Source organism: Streptomyces cyaneofuscatus, assembly GCF_033109485.1.
GTDB lineage: Bacteria > Actinomycetota > Actinomycetes > Streptomycetales > Streptomycetaceae > Streptomyces > Streptomyces cyaneofuscatus.
The window spans coordinates 1347082-1362345 of the sequence record NZ_CP137002.1 but is presented as its reverse complement, the minus strand read 5'-3'; the positions used below and the strand labels follow the sequence as shown (position 1 = coordinate 1362345).

The following is a 15264-nucleotide window of genomic DNA, read 5'->3' as shown; positions in this document are numbered from 1 at the left end:
TCGACGATCCTGGGGGCAGGGCTTCAGCCGGGACGCCGCAGCACGGTCAGGCTCCGCCCGATCAGCGTCACCTGTTCGCCCTCGGCCACCTTCGGCCCCGTCCCCGGATCCACCCCCTCCGGACGTGCGGTGTCCACGACGACCTGCCACTGCTCCCCGTGGTCCACGGGGACGGCGAACTCCAGCGTCTCGGCGCTCGCGTTGAACATCAGCAGGAACGAGTCGTCGGTGATCCGCTCCCCGCGTGGTCCGGGCTCCGAGATGGCCTGGCCGTTGAGGAACACGGTCATCGCCTTGGCGTGCGCCGCCTGCCAGTCCCGCTGGGTCATCTCCTGGCCCTCCGGGGTGAACCAGGCGATGTCGGAGAGCTCGTCGTGCGTGCCCTCCACCGGCCGGCCGTGGAAGAAGCGGCGGCGCCGGAAGACCGGGTGGTCGCGGCGGAGCCACACCATGGAGCGGGTGAACTCCAGCAGATTGCGCCGGAACTCGTCGTCGGGGGCGTCCGGGTCGGGCCAGTGGATCCAGGAGAGTTCGTTGTCCTGGCAGTAGGCGTTGTTGTTGCCCTTCTGCGTCCGGGCGAACTCGTCCCCGTGGCTCAGCATCGGCACGCCCTGCGACAGCATCAGCGTGGCGATGAAGTTCCGCATCTGCCGGCCCCGCAGCTCCAGGACCTCGGGGTCGTCCGTCTCCCCCTCCACCCCGCAGTTCCAGGAGCGGTTGTGGCTCTCGCCGTCCCGGTTGCCCTCGCCGTTGGCGTCGTTCCGCTTGTCGTTGTACGACACCATGTCGTGCAGCGTGAAGCCGTCGTGGCAGGTGGTGAAGTTGATCGAGGCGAGCGGGCGGCGCCCGTCGTCCTGGTAGAGGTCGGACGAGCCCGTCAGCCGCCCGGCGAACTCCGCCAGCGTGCGCGGCTCGCCCCGCCACAGATCGCGGACCGTGTCGCGGTACTTGCCGTTCCACTCGGTCCACAGCGGCGGGAAGTTGCCCACCTGGTAGCCGCCCTCGCCGACGTCCCACGGTTCGGCGATCAGCTTCACCTGGCTGACCACCGGGTCCTGCTGGACCAGGTCGAAGAACGAGGAGAGCCGGTCCACCTCGTGGAACTGGCGGGCGAGGGTCGCCGCCAGGTCGAAGCGGAAGCCGTCCACGTGCATCTCGGTCACCCAGTACCGCAGCGAGTCCATGATCATCTGGAGGACGTGCGGGGACCGCATGAGCAGCGAGTTCCCGGTGCCCGTGGTGTCCATGTAGTAGCGCTGATCGTCGGTCAGACGGTAGTACGAGGCGTTGTCGAGACCGCGGAAGGAGAGGGTGGGGCCCAGGTGGTTGCCCTCGGCGGTGTGGTTGTAGACGACGTCGAGGATGACCTCGATGCCCGCCTGGTGCAGCGCCTTCACCGCCTGCTTGAACTCCAGCACCTGCTCGCCCCGGTCGCCCCAGGAGGCGTAGGTGTTGTGCGGGGCGAAGAAGCCGATGGTGTTGTAGCCCCAGTAGTTGGCGAGCCCCATGTCGGCCAGGCGGTGGTCCTGGACGAACTGGTGGACGGGCATCAGTTCGATCGCCGTGACGCCCAGTTCGGTGAGGTGGGCGATGACCTCCGGGTGCGCGAGCCCCGCGTACGTACCGCGCAGCTCGGGCGGGAGCCCCGGATGGAGCATCGTCAGGCCCTTGACGTGGGCCTCGTAGATCACGGTGCGGTGGTAGTCCGTACGGGGGCGGCGGTCGTCGCCCCAGTCGAAGTACGGGTTCACCACCACCGAGCTCATGGTGTGCGGCGCCGAGTCGAGGTCGTTGCGGGCGTCGGGCTTCCCGAACGGGTAGCCGTACACCGACTCGCCCCACTCGATCTTCCCGGAGACCGCACGTGCGTACGGGTCCAGGAGCAGCTTCGCGGAGTTGCACCGCTGCCCGTTCTGCGGTTCGTAGGGCCCGTGCACACGGAAGCCGTACCGCTGACCCGGCATGATGCCGGGCAGGTACGCGTGGCGCACGAAGGCGTCGGTCTCGCGGAGCTCCACCGCCGTTTCTGAACCGTCGTCGTGCAACAGGCACAACTCGATCCGGTGGGCGGCCTCGGAGAAGACCGCGAAGTTGGTGCCGGCGCCGTCATAGGTGGCGCCGAGGGGATAAGCGTGTCCCGGCCAGACCTGCATAGATGAGACTCTTCCACTTCTGATCCGGGTGCGGTGGCTTTCCTCGGCCCGTTACCCGTCGAATATTCCCCGAAAGAGCGCCGCACACCTAGTACGCCGTGCGGCGCGGCCAGGTCCCGTCGTACGGCTCCGGCCACACCGGTCAACTTCGGACACCGGGGTGCCGCCCCGGACACGATTACGGACGCGCCCGGCCGGACGGCGTCCGGATCGCGGCCTTCGTCGGGGTGCCTAATCACTATGAATCCGCTCACTCCACCCGATCTCGGCGCAAGGAACAGGCCGTCGCGAGAAGGGAGTTGAGAAACCGGCCCGGCCATCGGGCTGCACCGGATCCCGCTCCCGGAGTACCCTTCCTTGATCGTTGGGTGGGGGAGTGGAAGGCGGTACGCGGGTGAGCTCGGGAGGGTTCGAGCTACCCCCAGGTGACGCAGGTCACGAGGGGGAATCGACCGATGCGCCGCCCGGGGCGGTGTCCCTTGCGCAGCCCATGGAGATCGGTGCCGAGCTGGACTGGGGTGCCGAGGCATGGAGCGAGGTGCGCACCCGCGCACAGCGGGCCGGGCGCGCCTATATCTGGCTGAATCTGGTCGAACAGAGACTGCGCGCGGTCGTCGCGGCGGTGCTCCGGCCGATCTACGAGCCGGTGCACGGCGACGACTGGGTGGTGGCCGCGGCCGGACCGGCCGGGCAGGAGTGGGTGCAGCGGGCCGTCGCCGTACGCGAGGTGTCGCGCCGCAAGGGCTATCTGCTGGACCCGGCCGACGACAACGTCCTCAGCTTCCTCACGCTCCCGCAGCTGCGGGAGCTGATGGTCCAGCACTGGCCCTGCTTCGAGCCGTACTTCGACGACCGGCGGGATGTCGAGCTGGCCCTCGACGAGCTGGAGGTGACCCGCAACGTCGTCTCCCGCAACCGCGCGCTGAACGAGGCGGTACTGGCCCAGGCGGAGCGGGCCTCCGCGCGCCTCCTGGAGATCCTCGGCAGCGGGGCCTCCGTGCCCTCCGCCGACCGGCTGCCGGTGGACGCGGTGGAGGAGCTGGTCGGCGACCGTTACGCGGACGTGGTCTCCGTCCACCCCGACCGGGTCCGGCTCCAGCGCCAGCTGCCCGCCGAGGACCTGTTCGGCGGGGCGCGCCGGCTGGACGCCATCGGCATAGGCCTCAACCTGCTCGTCCAGAACTTCTCCGGCCGCCGGCTGGTCCGGCTCGCCGAGTCGGGGTGCCGGGTGCGGCTGCTCTTCATCAACCCGGCCAGCAGCGCGGTGAAGCGCCGGGAGCGGGAACTGGGCCTCAAGAAGGGCGAGCTGAGCCGCTCGGTGGAGATGAACATCCTCCATATGCGCCGCGTCCGCTCCAAGCTCCGCGACCCGGGCGCCTTCGAGATCCAGGTCTTCGACGAGACCCCGCGCTTCACCGCGTACCTGGTGGACGGCGACGGGGCGGACGCGGTGGGCGTCGTCCAGCCCTATCTGCGGCGGGCCCGGGGCATGGAGGCGCCGGTGCTGGTGCTGCGCGGCGGGGGGCGGCGGACGGTGGTGCGGGCGGGGCAGGACAGCGAGGGCGGCCTCTTCGAGACGTACCGGGAGGAGTTCGAGTCGGTCTGGACGGACTCGCGCCCGGTGTCGTGAGCCCTCCTGCTGACACCCCGTCCCGCGTCGCTGTCAGTGCTGCGTGCGAAGGTGTTCATCACTCGGGGGAGCACCACGGGGGAGCACCACGAAGGAGGTATCGGGATGAGCTGGCATCAGGGACCACTGGTCGGCTTCGACCTGGAGACGACGGGGACCGACGTCGAGACCGACAGGATCGTCACCGCCGCACTGGTCCGGCTGGAGCCGGACGGGACGGTCGCCGAGCAGCGGACCTGGCTGCTCGACCCGGGGGTGGCGATACCCGAGCAGGCCTCCGCGATCCACGGCATCGGCACGGACCACGCCCGCAAGCACGGCGCCCGGGCGGCCTCGGCCGTGGCGGAGATCGCCCACGCGGTCGCCGAGGTGCTGCGCTCGGGGGTGCCGCTGGTGGTGATGAACGCGCGCTACGACCTCTCGCTCCTGGACCGCGAATGCGGGCGGTACGGACTGGACTCCGTCGAGCAGCGGATCGGCGGCGTGCCCTCGCCGGTCATCGACCCCCTGGTGATCGACAAGCACGTCGACAAGTACCGCAAGGGCAAGCGCGCCCTCCAAGCCCTGTGCGAGCACTACGGCGTGACCCTCTCCGACGCCCATGACGCGACCGCCGACGCGGTGGCGGCGGTCCGGGTGGTCCGCCGGATGGGCGAGCGCCACCGCCCGGTCAGCACCCTGCCCCCGGCCGAACTCCACGCCCTCCAGGTCCGCGCGGCCGCCGAACAGTCCGCCTCCCTCCAGGCCTACCTCCGCCGCACGGCGAACCCGACGGCGGTGGTGGAGCAGGCCTGGCCGGTGATCCCGCGGAGCAGGTGACCGGGCGGGGGCGCAGCCGGCAGGGGGCGTAGCCGTCGGGGGCCGTAGCCTGGCCTCAGAGCTTGCCGAAGATCACTCCGCGCCAGGCCCAGCCCGCATCGAGGGTGGTGTTGCGCAGGGGGTCCGTCAGCTGTGCGCTGTCGAAGCTGAACGACTCGGTCGCTTCGAGGCGGCCGCTCCTGCCCCGCTGGAGCGTGTACTGGCGCGAGACGGTCCTGCCCCCGCCGCGGGTGTACGTCGCCGAGGTCCGGAGCCGCGGAGGATTGCCGACGCGGGTGACCTCCCAACTCTCCTCGACGGCACGCACCTCGGGGACGTCCTCGGCCAGCCGCATCCGGATCCGGATGGCGCGCGTCAGATGGGACGCGATGAAGAAGGGCTGCCAGGCGGGCTCGGCGTTCCGCCACTCCGCCACCAGATCGGCGCCGTGCGCCGTGCCGTCGCTGATGAGGTAGGGGACATCCGGCCCGTTGAGGCCGAGCAGGGCCGTCCGCAACTCTCCGGCCGGTCGTGGCGCCACCCCGGCCTCGGGGTGCCTGGTCCCGATCAGCTTGTCGAAGAGTCCCATGGGGTCCAACCTACGCTCCGGAACGCGGCCGGTCGTAGGTGCGCCTGTCCTGGCCGTTCCCCGCTCAGAAGGGGTACCACCGCACCTCGGGGTCCCCCTCGCGCAGCGATGCCACCCTGCGGCGGAATTCGGTGAGCGCCTTCGGGTTGGCCGGGGCATGCTGGGCGACCCAGGCGCAGCTGGCCGTCTCGCGGGCGCCGCGCAGGACCGTGCAGCCGTCCCACTCCCGTACGTCCCAGCCGTACGCGGCCGTGAAGGCGTCATAGGCCGCGGGGTCGAGGCCGTAGCGGTCGCGGGAGAGGGCGAGGACGACCAGGTCGTGTTCCCGCAGGTCCGTGGAGAAGGTCTCCAGGTCGACCAGGACCGGGCCCTCGGGGCCGACATGGACGTTGCGGGGGAGCGCGTCGCCGTGGATCGGGCCCGGCGGCAGATGCGGGGTCAGGGCGGCGGCCGCGGTCGCGAAGCCGTCGCGGCGGCCGCGGAGGTAGTCGGCGTCGTCCGGGTCGATCGTGTCGCCCGCCAGGGTCAGCCAGCGCTCCACCCCGCCGAGCAGTTCGCGGCGCGGGAGCGTGAAGCCCGCCGGGGCCGGGAGCGCGTGCACCCGGGAGAGCAGAGGCGCCAGGTCGCGCGGCTCGGTGGGGCGTACGGGGTCGGGCAGGCGGTGCCAGACCGTCACCGGGTGGCCCTCCACCAGGCGCATCCCGTGCTCGGCAGCCCGTACCGCCGGAACGCCCGACGCGGCGAGCCACTCCGCGACGGCCACCTCCCGCTCCGCCCGGGCCGCCAGCTCCGGGTGGCCGGTGGCGTCCCGGCCGACCTTCACCACCAGACCGTCGGCCCCGAAGACCGCGTTCTCGCCCAGCGCCAGCAGCTCCGCCGCGCCGGAGAAACCGGCGGCCGTCAGCACCTCACGCGCACGCATCTCGTCCATGGGTGCGATTTTCGCATCCGCGCAGGCCACCTTGACGAACCGACGGCCCGTCAGCACGATGGCCTGGGCCACCAGGACGGCCAGAACGGGATGAAGTGTTACTGAAGCTCGCAGAGAGGATCATTTGTGATGTTAGCGGGCGTGAAGCGGCGGTCCGGGGCGGATGGCGCACACCCCCGACCCGGGACCGCGGCCCGCGACCGGGCCGCCTGGTTCCTCGTCCTGCCCGCCCTCCTCCCGATCCTGATCCTCAGCGTCGGCCCGCTCCTCTACGGCATCGCGCTCGCCTTCACCGACGCCCAGTCCGGCCGCACCCGCTCCACCCAGTGGATCGGCACCCTCAACTTCCAGGACCTCCTGCACGACACCCTCTTCTGGGACTCCTTCCGGATCGGCCTCCTCTGGGCGTTCGGCGTCACCGTGCCGCAGTTCCTCCTGGCCCTCGGCCTCGCCCTGCTCCTCAACCAGAAGCTCCGGCTGCGCTGGCTGGCGCGGGCGCTGGCGATCATCCCCTGGGCGATGCCCGAAGTCGTCGTCGGCATCATGTGGCGCCTCGTCTACAACCCCGACGCGGGCATCCTCAACGAGACCCTCCGCGACCTCGGCCTCGGCGACGGCCGCGACTGGCTCACCGGTCTCGCCACCGCGCTCCCCGCCGTGATCCTCGTCGGCATCTGGGCCGGTATGCCCCAGACCACCGTCGCCCTGCTCGCCGGACTCCAGAACACCCCGCACGAACTCCACGAGGCGGCGGCCCTGGACGGGGCGGGCGCCTGGCGCCGGTTCCGTACCGTCACCTGGCCCGCGATCAAGCCCATCGCGCTGGCCATCAGCGCCCTCAATCTGATCTGGAACTTCAACTCCTTCGCCCTCGTCTATGTGCTGACCAGCGGCGGGCCCGGCGGGCGGACCCGGCTGCCGATGCTCTTCGCGTACGAGGAAGCCTTCCGCTACGGGCAGTTCGGGTACGCCGCCGCCATGGGTTGTGTGATGGTCTCGGTGATCTCCGTGATCCTCGCCTGCTATCTCGTCGGCCGGATCAGCGCAGGAGGCGAGCAGCGATGAGTCTGCCCACCAGCAGGGCCGCGCGCGCCGGGCAGTACCTCGCGCTCCTCGCGTACCTGGTGTTCCTGGCCTTCCCCTTCCTCTGGCTGCTCTCCACCGCCTTCAAGCCCGCCCGCGAACTGGGCTCCCTGCACCCCACCTGGATCCCCGACAACCCCACCCTCGACAACTTCCGCCAGGCCTTCGACGAGCAGCCGCTGCTCCAGGCCGCCGCCAACTCGCTGATCGCCGCCGTCTCCGCCGCGCTCATCGCCGTCGTCATCGCGACCCCGATGGCCTATGTGATGGCCCGCCACCGGGGCCGGCTCGCCACCGCCGCGACCGGGTGGGTCGTGGTCAGCCAGGCGTTCCCGTTCGTGCTGGTGATCATTCCGCTCTTCCTGGTCCTGAAGAACCTGCATCTGATCAACACCCTGTGGGGGCTGATCCTGGTGTACGTCGTCTGGTCGCTGCCCTTCGCGCTGTGGATGCTCGCCGGGTATGTGCGCGCTGTGCCGGCCGAGCTGGAGGAGGCCGCCGCCGTGGACGGGGCGGGGCGCGTACGGACCCTCGTCTCGGTCGTCGCCCCGCTGCTTGCGCCCGGGATCGTCGCCACCGCCCTCTTCGCTTTCATCACCGCGTGGAACGAGTTCTTCTTCGCGCTCGTTCTCCTCAAGACCCCGGAGAAGCAGACCTTGCCGGTCGTCCTCACCCACTTCCTCGGCGCGGAGGGCGTGGCCGACCTCGGGCCGCTGGCCGCCGCCGCGTTCCTCGCCACGCTGCCCTCCCTCGTCCTCTTCGCCTTCATCCAGCGCCGGATCACCGGCGGGATGACGGCCGGGGCGGTGAGGGGCTGATGCGCGGTGAGGGGCTGATGCGCCGCACGCCGGCCCGGCGGGCCGCCGCGGCGGCCGCCGTCCTCGCCCTCCTGCTCACCGGCTGCTCCGGCACCGACGACGGCCGGGACGCCGACGGCACGATCCGGCTGAGGTTCCAGTCGCTGGCCTGGCAGAAGGAGTCCGTCGACGCCAACAAGCAACTGGTGAAGGAGTGGAACGCCGCCCACCCCGACGTCCAGGTCGACTACGTCCAGGGCAGCTGGGACAACGTCCACGACCAGCTGCTCACCTCCTTCGAGGGCGGCGAGGCGCCCGACATCATCCACGACGCCTCCGACGACCTCGCCGACTTCGCGTACGGGGGCTACCTCGCCGACCTGCGCCCTCTCCTCCCCGAGCGGCTCAAGGCCGACATCCCCGAGCAGTCCTGGCGCACCACCACCTTCGACGACGGGATCTACGGCGTCCCCTTCCTCCAGGAGCCCCGGGTCCTGATCGCCAACACCGAGATCCTCAAGGCGTCGGGGGTGCGGATCCCGACGCCGGAGCAGCCCTGGAGCTGGGCGGAGTTCCGGCAGGTCGCGAAGGAGCTGACCGGCAAGGGGCGTTACGGGGTCGCCTGGCCGCTCAAGGAACCCGTCTCCGTCACCCTCAACCTGGGCCTCTCCGGCGGCGGGCAGCTCTTCCACCGTGACCCGGACGGCAAGGCGGAGCTGCGCTTCGAGGAGGGCGACCGGGTGGTGACCGGCACCATCCACGACCAGGTCAACACCGACCGCAGCGCGGCCCGTACGGCACTGGGCATGGGCGGATCGGACGCCCTGCCCGGCTTCTTCGGCGGCCGGTACGCCATGCTCCCGCTCGGCTTCGCCTACCGCCAGCAGGTCGTCGAGCAGGCCCCCGAGGGATTCGCGTGGACGGTCCTGCCCGCTCCGGCGGGCAGGGGAGGACTGGCTCAGGGGGTGAGCCCGCAGACCCTCTCCGTCGCCGAGGACAGCCCGCACAAGGAGGAGGCCGTCGCCTTCATCGACTTCCTGCTGCGGCCGCCGAACATGGTGCGCCTGGCCCGGGGCGACTGGATGCTCCCCACCGGCACCACCGCCCTCGCCCACCCCTCCCTGCACACCACCGAGAACGGCTGGGCGACCGGGACCGCGCTCGCCGGGCAGCTGCGCCCGGCGCCCGCGCAGACCGTACGGGGCTACCCCGAGTGGAAGGACAAGGTGGCGACCCCCGCGCTCCAGGAGTTCTACAGCGGCGCGATCGGCATGGATGAGCTGCGGAAACGGCTGGTCGACGACGGAAACCGGGTCCTGGCCCGCTATCAGCGCTGAAGAACGCGACGAAAACAACTAGACGAGACGTTGCGTCTCGCTTATGGTGAAGCACATGACGGAATCCCCGCGTGCCCACATCGCCATGTTCTCCATCGCCGCCCACGGACATGTGAACCCGAGCCTCGAAGTGATCCGCGAGCTCGTCCGCCGTGGGCACCGTGTCAGCTACGCCATCCCCGCCTCGTTCGCCGACAAGGTCGCGGCCACCGGAGCCGAGCCGGTGATCTACACCTCGACCCTGCCGACCGACGACGACCCCGAGGCGTGGGGCACGGAGCTGATCGACAACATCGAACCCTTCCTCGCCGACGCCATCCAGGCCCTCCCGCAGCTGATCGCCGCCTTCAAGGGCGACGAACCCGACCTCGTCCTGCACGACATCACCTCCTATCCCGCCCGCGTCCTCGCCCATCGCTGGGGCGTCCCCGCCGTCTCCCTCTGGCCCAACCTGGTGCCCTGGGAGGGGTACGAGAAGGAGGTCGGCGAGCCCATGACCGCCGAGCTGAAGCAGACCGAACGCGGCCAGGCGTACTACGCCCGCTTCGACGGCTGGCTCGCCGACAACGGCCTCGGCCATGTCCCCAGCGACGACTTCGTGGCCCGCCCGCGCCGCGGCCTCGTCCTGATCCCCGAAGCGCTCCAGCCCAACGCGGACCGGGTGGACCGCGACATGTACACCTTCGTCGGCGCCTGCCAGGGCGACCGTGCCGACCAGGGGGAGTGGGAGCGGCCGGCCGGGGCCGGGAAGGTGCTCCTGGTCTCGCTCGGCTCCTCGTTCACCAAGCGGCCCGCGTTCTACCGGGAGTGCGTCGCGGCCTTCGGCGACCTGCCCGACTGGCACGTGGTGCTCCAGATCGGCGCGCATGTCGACCCGGCCGAGCTCGGTGACGTACCGGCGAACGTGGAAGTGCACGCGTGGGTGCCGCAGTTGGCGGTGCTGAAGCAGGCCGACGCGTTCATCACCCACGCCGGGGCGGGCGGCAGCCAGGAGGGGCTCGCCACGGGGACGCCGATGGTGGCCGTGCCGCAGGCCGTCGACCAGTTCGGCAATGCCGACATGCTCCAGGCGCTCGGGGTGGCCCGGCACATCCCGATGGAGGAGGCCGACGCGGCCACGCTGCGCGAGGCCGTGCTCGCCCTGACCGGCGACCCGGAGGTGGCGGAGCGGTCCGCCCGGCTGCGCGAGCAGATGGCGAAGGAGGGCGGGACACCCCGCGCGGCCGACCTCATCGAGGCCGAACTGTCGCTCTGAGCTGGCCCGCACTGTTCCTCTGAGCGGATCGGCCGGACTGATATCCGGACGTTGTGCGCCCCGTCCTGCCCGCCGTGCGACACGGTGGCGCGGGGCGGGGCATCCGTCTGTGCGCTGCCGGTGGTCGTTGCATCTGCACGCACCCCCCGGGTGACTCCACATCTCCGGCAGGGGACTTCACCCCTCTCGCGTACTTCTTCACGCACGTTCACATGTCTTCACGCATACCCGTGTGCGCCCGGCGGTGTCCCTCCCGGGCGTGCGCGGGTGCGGTCAGCGGTGGGGGGAGGGGGCCGTTGACGCCTCTGAGCTGGTGATTCGCCGGTGGTCGAGCGTTTTCGCGACGCGTCGATCCGGCTTTGTTGCCTGCGTGTTGACGGCCACCGCCCGTTGTGACCCGCCATGGCCGATTTCTTATTACGAAACCTTGTTGAGTAAGTCACAGCTGCAAGGGGGTCTTGATCTGTGCTCGTCAATCGGTCAGGGTTTCGAGCCAACCCCCGGAGATCTTCCGGCCGGAGGTCAATCCCCCCACAGAGATTGACGAGGAGACCCCTCTTCATGGCCAAGCACCAGCGCACCATCACTCGCCGGACCAAGCTGACCGCCGCGATCACCGCCGTGGCAGCCGCAGCCGGAGTCACCCTGTTCGGAACCTCGTTCGCCGGAGCCTCGCCGGCCCCGATGGGCACGGTCTACGGCGCGGACGCCGAGACCGCCGTCTCCGGCAGCTACATCGTCATGCTGGGCGAGAAGGCGGACAAGTCGAAGCTCGCCAAGGAGTACGGCGGCAAGCTCCAGCGCAACTACTCCTCCAGCATCAACGGCTTCTCCGCCAGCGGACTTTCGGAGACCGAGGCCAAGCGGCTCGCCGCCGATCCGTCCGTCGCCAAGGTGGTGCAGAACAAGAAGTTCAGCATCAACGCCACCCAGGAGAACCCCCCCTCGTGGGGTCTGGACCGCATCGACCAGGCCGAGACCGCGGGCGACAAGGCGTACAACTACCCCGACGCCGCCGGTGAGGGCGTCACCGCGTACGTCATCGACACCGGGGTCCGGGTCACCCACGAGGACTTCGAGGGCCGCGCCACCTCCGGCTTCGACGCCGTGGACAACGACGACGACGCCGACGACGGCAACGGGCACGGCACCCACGTGGCGGGCACCATAGCCGGGGCCGCGCACGGTGTCGCCAAGAAGGCCAAGATCGTCGGCGTCCGCGTCCTGGACGACAACGGCTCGGGCACCACCGAGCAGGTCATCGCCGGCATCGACTGGGTCGCCGCCAACGCGTCCGGCCCGTCCGTCGCCAACATGAGCCTCGGCGGCGGCGCCGACCCCGCCCTCGACGAGGCCGTCCAGAAGGCCATCGCCGCCGGCATCACCTTCGGTGTGGCCGCGGGCAACGAGTCCAGCGACGCAGGCCAGGGCTCGCCCTCCCGCGTCCCCGAGGCGATCACCGTCGCCTCGTCCACGGAGGGCGACGAGCAGTCGGACTTCTCCAACTTCGGCTCCGTCGTGGACATCTACGCCCCGGGCTCGGACATCACGTCGACCTGGAACGACAGCGACACCGGCACCAACACCATCTCCGGTACGTCCATGGCCACCCCGCACGTCGTCGGCGCGGCCGCCGTCTACCTGGCGGGCCACCCGGACGCCACCCCGGAGGCGGTCGCCACGGCGCTGACCGAGGGAGCCACCCCGGACGCCATCTCCAACGCGACCGAGGGCACGGCGAACAAGCTCCTCAAGATCGTCGAGTAGGACCCGCCGCCGGACGGGAGCGCCCCACCGCCCCCGTCCGGCAACGCTCCTCGCGCACAGCAGCCGCCGCGCCCTCCCCCACGGGGCGCGGCGGCTGCGCGCCGGAGGAGGGATCGCTCTAGTGTGTGGGGCCATGACGACGACGTACGCGGCGCTGCTGCGCGGGATCAATGTGAGCGGCCACAAAAGGGTCCCGATGCCGGAACTGCGCACCGTGCTCGGTGAACTGGGGCACACCGACATCGCCACCCACCTGCAGAGCGGCAACGCCGTCTTCCGCAGCGGGGACAGGGACGAGAGCGCGCTCGCCGCCGCCCTGGAGCGCGCCCTGCACGAACGGTTCGGCTTCTCCGTCGGCTGCATCGTCCGCAGCGGCTCCTATCTCGCCGCCGTCGCCGACGCCTGCCCCTTCCCCGCCGACGAGCTGGAGGGCAAGCAGCTCCACGTCACCTACCTCGACCGGGCGATGGACCCCGAACGCCTCGCCGGCCTCGACGCACCGGCCTACCTGCCGGAGGCCTTCGAGCTCGGTGACCGCTGCGTCTACCTGTACGCCCCCGACGGACTCGGCCGCTCCAAGCTGGCCGCGGCTCTGGCACGTCCCCAGCTCACCAAGGGCCTCACCGCCACCACCCGCAACTGGAACACCGTGGCCAAGCTGGTGGAGATGACACGTGTCTGAGCCGTCGCCCGCCGTGGCCGCAGCCATCGAAGGCGAACTCCGCCTGCTGGACCCGGTGGTACGCGCCTCCGCGGATCTCCTCGCCGCCCTCCTCCACCCCGAGTTCCGGGAGATCGGCACCAGCGGACGGCTCTGGGACCGGGAGTCGATCATCGAGGCGCTCACCGCCGACGACGCCCCGCGCCCCGGCCCGCTGACCGCCTCCCGGATGCGGGGCACGCAACTCGGCCCGGATCTGGTGCACCTCACCTTCGACACGGAGTCCAAGGGGCTGCGCTCGCACCGCAGCTCCCTGTGGCGGCTGACCGGGGCGGGGTGGCGGCTCTACTTCCACCAGGCGACCCCGTTCGTCGACGACCCGTTCGCGGAGGTCTGAGCCTCTCCGGCGGCCTGGGTCCCTCCGGCGGTCCGAGCCTCTCCGGCGGGCGGCCGGGGGCGAGTTCGGGAGGATCACCGACTTCCCCGACGGGCTGACGGCCCGGGCCCGCCGTGCCCCATGATGGGGCAGCCATGCCGAGCGCCGCAGAGACACATGACGGACGCTCCGCCCGGGGCCCCGGAGCCGGAGTGGCGGTCGCCGCTGTCCGGGCCTTGGTCTTCGCGGCGACCAGCACGGCCCTCGCACTCTGCGCACACCACCTGTCCTCCGGGCAGGCGGTGCCGGGATGGTGCTTGCCGCTCGCGGCCGGGACGCTGTTCCTCATCGCCCTGCCCGTCGCGCGGTTCGGTGGAGCCCTGCCCGTCGCGCGACGGGGCGGGGCGCTGCCCGTCGTGCTCGCGGCGACCGGCGCCGGACAGGCCGCGCTGCACCAGCTCTTCGCGGCCGTACAGAACGGCACCGCCGCCGCGACGCACCGGCACGGCACCGGACCCGACGTCCACCAGGCCTGGCACGCGGACCACCGTCTCGCGGTGGTGGTGACGGCCGGACACACGGTCGCCGCGCTGCTGGTGGGCTGGTGCATGCAGCGCGCGGACGCCTCCTGCCGGACGGTGGCCCGGCGCCTGGACCACACGCTGGACCGGTGGCTGCGCGGGCCCGCTCCGGCGGGACCGTTCCCGGCGCGGCGCCCCCGGACCGGGCCGCCGCGGGCCTGGTCCCCGCCCTCCCCGTACAACCGCACAGCGCTGAACCACACGGTGGTACGCCGGGGGCCTCCCGCGACGCGCTGATCCGCGCCGCCCGCCCGGGGCGCGCTTCCGCGTGCCCGCACACCGTCACCTCATCTGCACCTCACCTGGGAGATCCCTGTGTCCACCTCCGTACGCGTGCGAACCGTCGGCCGCTCCGCCGGCGTCGTCGCCGCCGCGATAGCCGCCACCCTCGTCCTGGCCACCCCGGCCTCCGCCCATGTGGAGGTGGGGTCCGAGGGTGCCCGTGCGCTCGCCGAGAACGTCACGCTGAACTTCGACGCGGCGACCGAGTCCGACGCCGCGGGCATCATCAAGCTGGAGGTGTTCCTGCCGAAGGGGATCACTCCGGCCGATGTCACCTACGGCAAGGGCCCCGCCGGCTGGAAGCTCGCTCCGACCGACAAGGGCTTCACCGTGTCGGGCCCGCCCGTGGCGGTCGGCGAGGACGTCACGTACTCCGTCGTCGTCCGGCAGCTGCCGGACGCGAAGTCGCTGGTGTTCAAGACGCTCCAGACGTACGACGACGGGCGCGTCGACCGCTGGATCGAACTGGGGGAGTCCAGCGGCGGCGGGCACGGACACTCCGCGCCCGTGCTGAAGCTCCAGGAGGCCGCCCCCGGTGCCGAGCCGGTCGCCCCCACTCCGAGTGCGAGCCCCACCCCCAGTGCGAGCCCCACCTCCGCGGCCCCGTCGCCGTCCGACCCGCCCGCCACCGAGCCCGCGGACGCGAAGCCGACGGCATCGGACCGGGCGACGGCCACGGCGGAGGAGGACGGCTCGTCGCCCGCCCTGCCGATCGGTATCGCCGTCGCCGTACTGGCGCTGGCCGGCGGCGGTCTGTGGTGGTTCCTCAAGAGCCGCCGTAACGGCACCGCCTGACCGGCCCGGTCCCACGGCCCCTGCCCCGGGCCGTGGGACCTTGCGGGTCTGGCCGGACACAGGTGGCCGGGCCGGACGCAGGTGGCCGGAGATCCCACAAGGGTGGGCCGGGGATCCCGCAGGGGGGCGGGGGTCCCGGCCGCGGCGGATGCAGGTTAGCCTTTCCTTCGTTTGGCTGGAGACGGATGGCTGGAAGTCGCCTCTCCGCCCTTGTCCGGTACACGCTGAG

Annotated in this window: 13 protein-coding genes and 1 pseudogene; 11 read left to right on the top strand and 3 right to left on the bottom strand. The window is 71.4% G+C overall.

Translation table 11 applies throughout. The annotated features are described in order from the left end of the window. Positions 1 to 23: 23 nt before the first annotated feature. A complete protein-coding gene (glgX, locus tag R2B67_RS05695) occupies positions 24 to 2153 on the bottom strand; it encodes a glycogen debranching protein GlgX (RefSeq protein ID WP_030562330.1) in 2130 nt (709 codons plus the stop codon). A gap of 394 nt (positions 2154 to 2547) precedes the next feature. On the opposite strand from glgX, the gene R2B67_RS05690 reads away from it, so the two are divergent. Both R2B67_RS05690 and R2B67_RS05685 read left to right on the top strand, forming a co-directional pair. After that, entirely contained in the window at positions 2548 to 3783 is a 1236-nt protein-coding gene (locus R2B67_RS05690; protein ID WP_026241942.1) for a DUF5919 domain-containing protein, read from the top strand. A 105-nt stretch (positions 3784 to 3888) separates the two neighbouring features. Beyond that, positions 3889 to 4602 carry a 3'-5' exonuclease gene (locus tag R2B67_RS05685; RefSeq protein ID WP_030562332.1) on the top strand — a complete coding sequence of 238 codons (714 nt, stop codon included), beginning with the start codon at positions 3889 to 3891 and terminating at the stop codon, positions 4600 to 4602. 55 nt (positions 4603 to 4657) lie between these two features. Here R2B67_RS05685 and R2B67_RS05680 read toward each other — a convergent pair whose 3' ends face one another. Together R2B67_RS05680 and R2B67_RS05675 are read right to left on the bottom strand one after the other, a co-directional pair. After that, on the bottom strand, positions 4658 to 5170 hold the full coding sequence (locus R2B67_RS05680; RefSeq protein ID WP_317816725.1) for a hypothetical protein: 513 nt from the start codon (positions 5168 to 5170) through the stop codon (positions 4658 to 4660). Between the two features lie 64 nt (positions 5171 to 5234). Continuing rightward, on the bottom strand, positions 5235 to 6101 hold the full coding sequence (locus R2B67_RS05675) for a phosphotransferase enzyme family protein (RefSeq protein WP_317816724.1): 867 nt from the start codon (positions 6099 to 6101) through the stop codon (positions 5235 to 5237). 129 nt (positions 6102 to 6230) lie between these two features. On the opposite strand from R2B67_RS05675, the gene R2B67_RS05670 reads away from it, so the two are divergent. The 9 genes and pseudogenes from R2B67_RS05670 to R2B67_RS05630 all read left to right on the top strand — a co-directional run bounded on the left by R2B67_RS05670 (position 6231) and on the right by R2B67_RS05630 (position 15035). Further along, positions 6231 to 7166 carry a carbohydrate ABC transporter permease gene (locus R2B67_RS05670; RefSeq protein WP_381073558.1) on the top strand — a complete coding sequence of 312 codons (936 nt, stop codon included), beginning with the start codon at positions 6231 to 6233 and terminating at the stop codon, positions 7164 to 7166. Then, positions 7163 to 8002: a carbohydrate ABC transporter permease gene (locus tag R2B67_RS05665; protein ID WP_018514586.1), complete on the top strand. Its 840-nt coding sequence runs from the start codon at positions 7163 to 7165 to the stop codon at positions 8000 to 8002. Before R2B67_RS05670 ends, R2B67_RS05665 begins: the two co-directional genes overlap by 4 nt. A gap of 17 nt (positions 8003 to 8019) precedes the next feature. Further along, complete coding sequence (locus tag R2B67_RS05660) at positions 8020 to 9318, top strand: ABC transporter substrate-binding protein (protein WP_317816722.1); 1299 nt, start codon at positions 8020 to 8022, stop codon at positions 9316 to 9318. Between the two features lie 30 nt (positions 9319 to 9348). Continuing rightward, positions 9349 to 10573: pseudogene (gene mgt / locus R2B67_RS05655) on the top strand (macrolide-inactivating glycosyltransferase). Positions 10574 to 11134: 561 nt separating this feature from the next. Further along, the gene (locus R2B67_RS05650; RefSeq protein ID WP_317816720.1) at positions 11135 to 12340 is read left to right on the top strand and encodes a S8 family peptidase; all 1206 of its coding nucleotides are present in this window, start codon (positions 11135 to 11137) and stop codon (positions 12338 to 12340) included. A 133-nt stretch (positions 12341 to 12473) separates the two neighbouring features. Then, on the top strand, positions 12474 to 13022 hold the full coding sequence (locus R2B67_RS05645; RefSeq protein WP_317816719.1) for a DUF1697 domain-containing protein: 549 nt from the start codon (positions 12474 to 12476) through the stop codon (positions 13020 to 13022). Then, a complete protein-coding gene (locus R2B67_RS05640) occupies positions 13015 to 13398 on the top strand; it encodes a nuclear transport factor 2 family protein (RefSeq protein ID WP_030562347.1) in 384 nt (127 codons plus the stop codon). Before R2B67_RS05645 ends, R2B67_RS05640 begins: the two co-directional genes overlap by 8 nt. Before the next feature lie 134 nt (positions 13399 to 13532). Continuing rightward, positions 13533 to 14195: a hypothetical protein gene (locus R2B67_RS05635; RefSeq protein WP_317816718.1), complete on the top strand. Its 663-nt coding sequence runs from the start codon at positions 13533 to 13535 to the stop codon at positions 14193 to 14195. Between the two features lie 72 nt (positions 14196 to 14267). Further along, a complete protein-coding gene (locus R2B67_RS05630) occupies positions 14268 to 15035 on the top strand; it encodes a DUF1775 domain-containing protein (RefSeq protein WP_381073716.1) in 768 nt (255 codons plus the stop codon). The last annotated feature ends 229 nt before the right edge of the window (positions 15036 to 15264 follow it).

Bases quoted from the DNA above. Each gene is read 5' to 3' on its own strand.
- glgX (WP_030562330.1), bottom strand. From the start codon at position 2,153: ATGCAGGTCTGGCCGGGACACGCTTATCCCCTCGGCGCCACCTATGAC.
- R2B67_RS05685 (WP_030562332.1), top strand. From the start codon at position 3,889: ATGAGCTGGCATCAGGGACCACTGGTCGGCTTCGACCTGGAGACGACG.
- R2B67_RS05660 (WP_317816722.1), top strand. From the start codon at position 8,020: ATGCGCCGCACGCCGGCCCGGCGGGCCGCCGCGGCGGCCGCCGTCCTC.
- R2B67_RS05635 (WP_317816718.1), top strand. From the start codon at position 13,533: ATGCCGAGCGCCGCAGAGACACATGACGGACGCTCCGCCCGGGGCCCC.
- R2B67_RS05650 (WP_317816720.1), top strand. From the start codon at position 11,135: ATGGCCAAGCACCAGCGCACCATCACTCGCCGGACCAAGCTGACCGCC.
- R2B67_RS05665 (WP_018514586.1), top strand. From the start codon at position 7,163: ATGAGTCTGCCCACCAGCAGGGCCGCGCGCGCCGGGCAGTACCTCGCG.
- R2B67_RS05675 (WP_317816724.1), bottom strand. From the start codon at position 6,101: ATGGACGAGATGCGTGCGCGTGAGGTGCTGACGGCCGCCGGTTTCTCC.
- R2B67_RS05645 (WP_317816719.1), top strand. From the start codon at position 12,474: ATGACGACGACGTACGCGGCGCTGCTGCGCGGGATCAATGTGAGCGGC.
- R2B67_RS05680 (WP_317816725.1), bottom strand. From the start codon at position 5,170: ATGGGACTCTTCGACAAGCTGATCGGGACCAGGCACCCCGAGGCCGGG.
- R2B67_RS05670 (WP_381073558.1), top strand. From the start codon at position 6,231: ATGTTAGCGGGCGTGAAGCGGCGGTCCGGGGCGGATGGCGCACACCCC.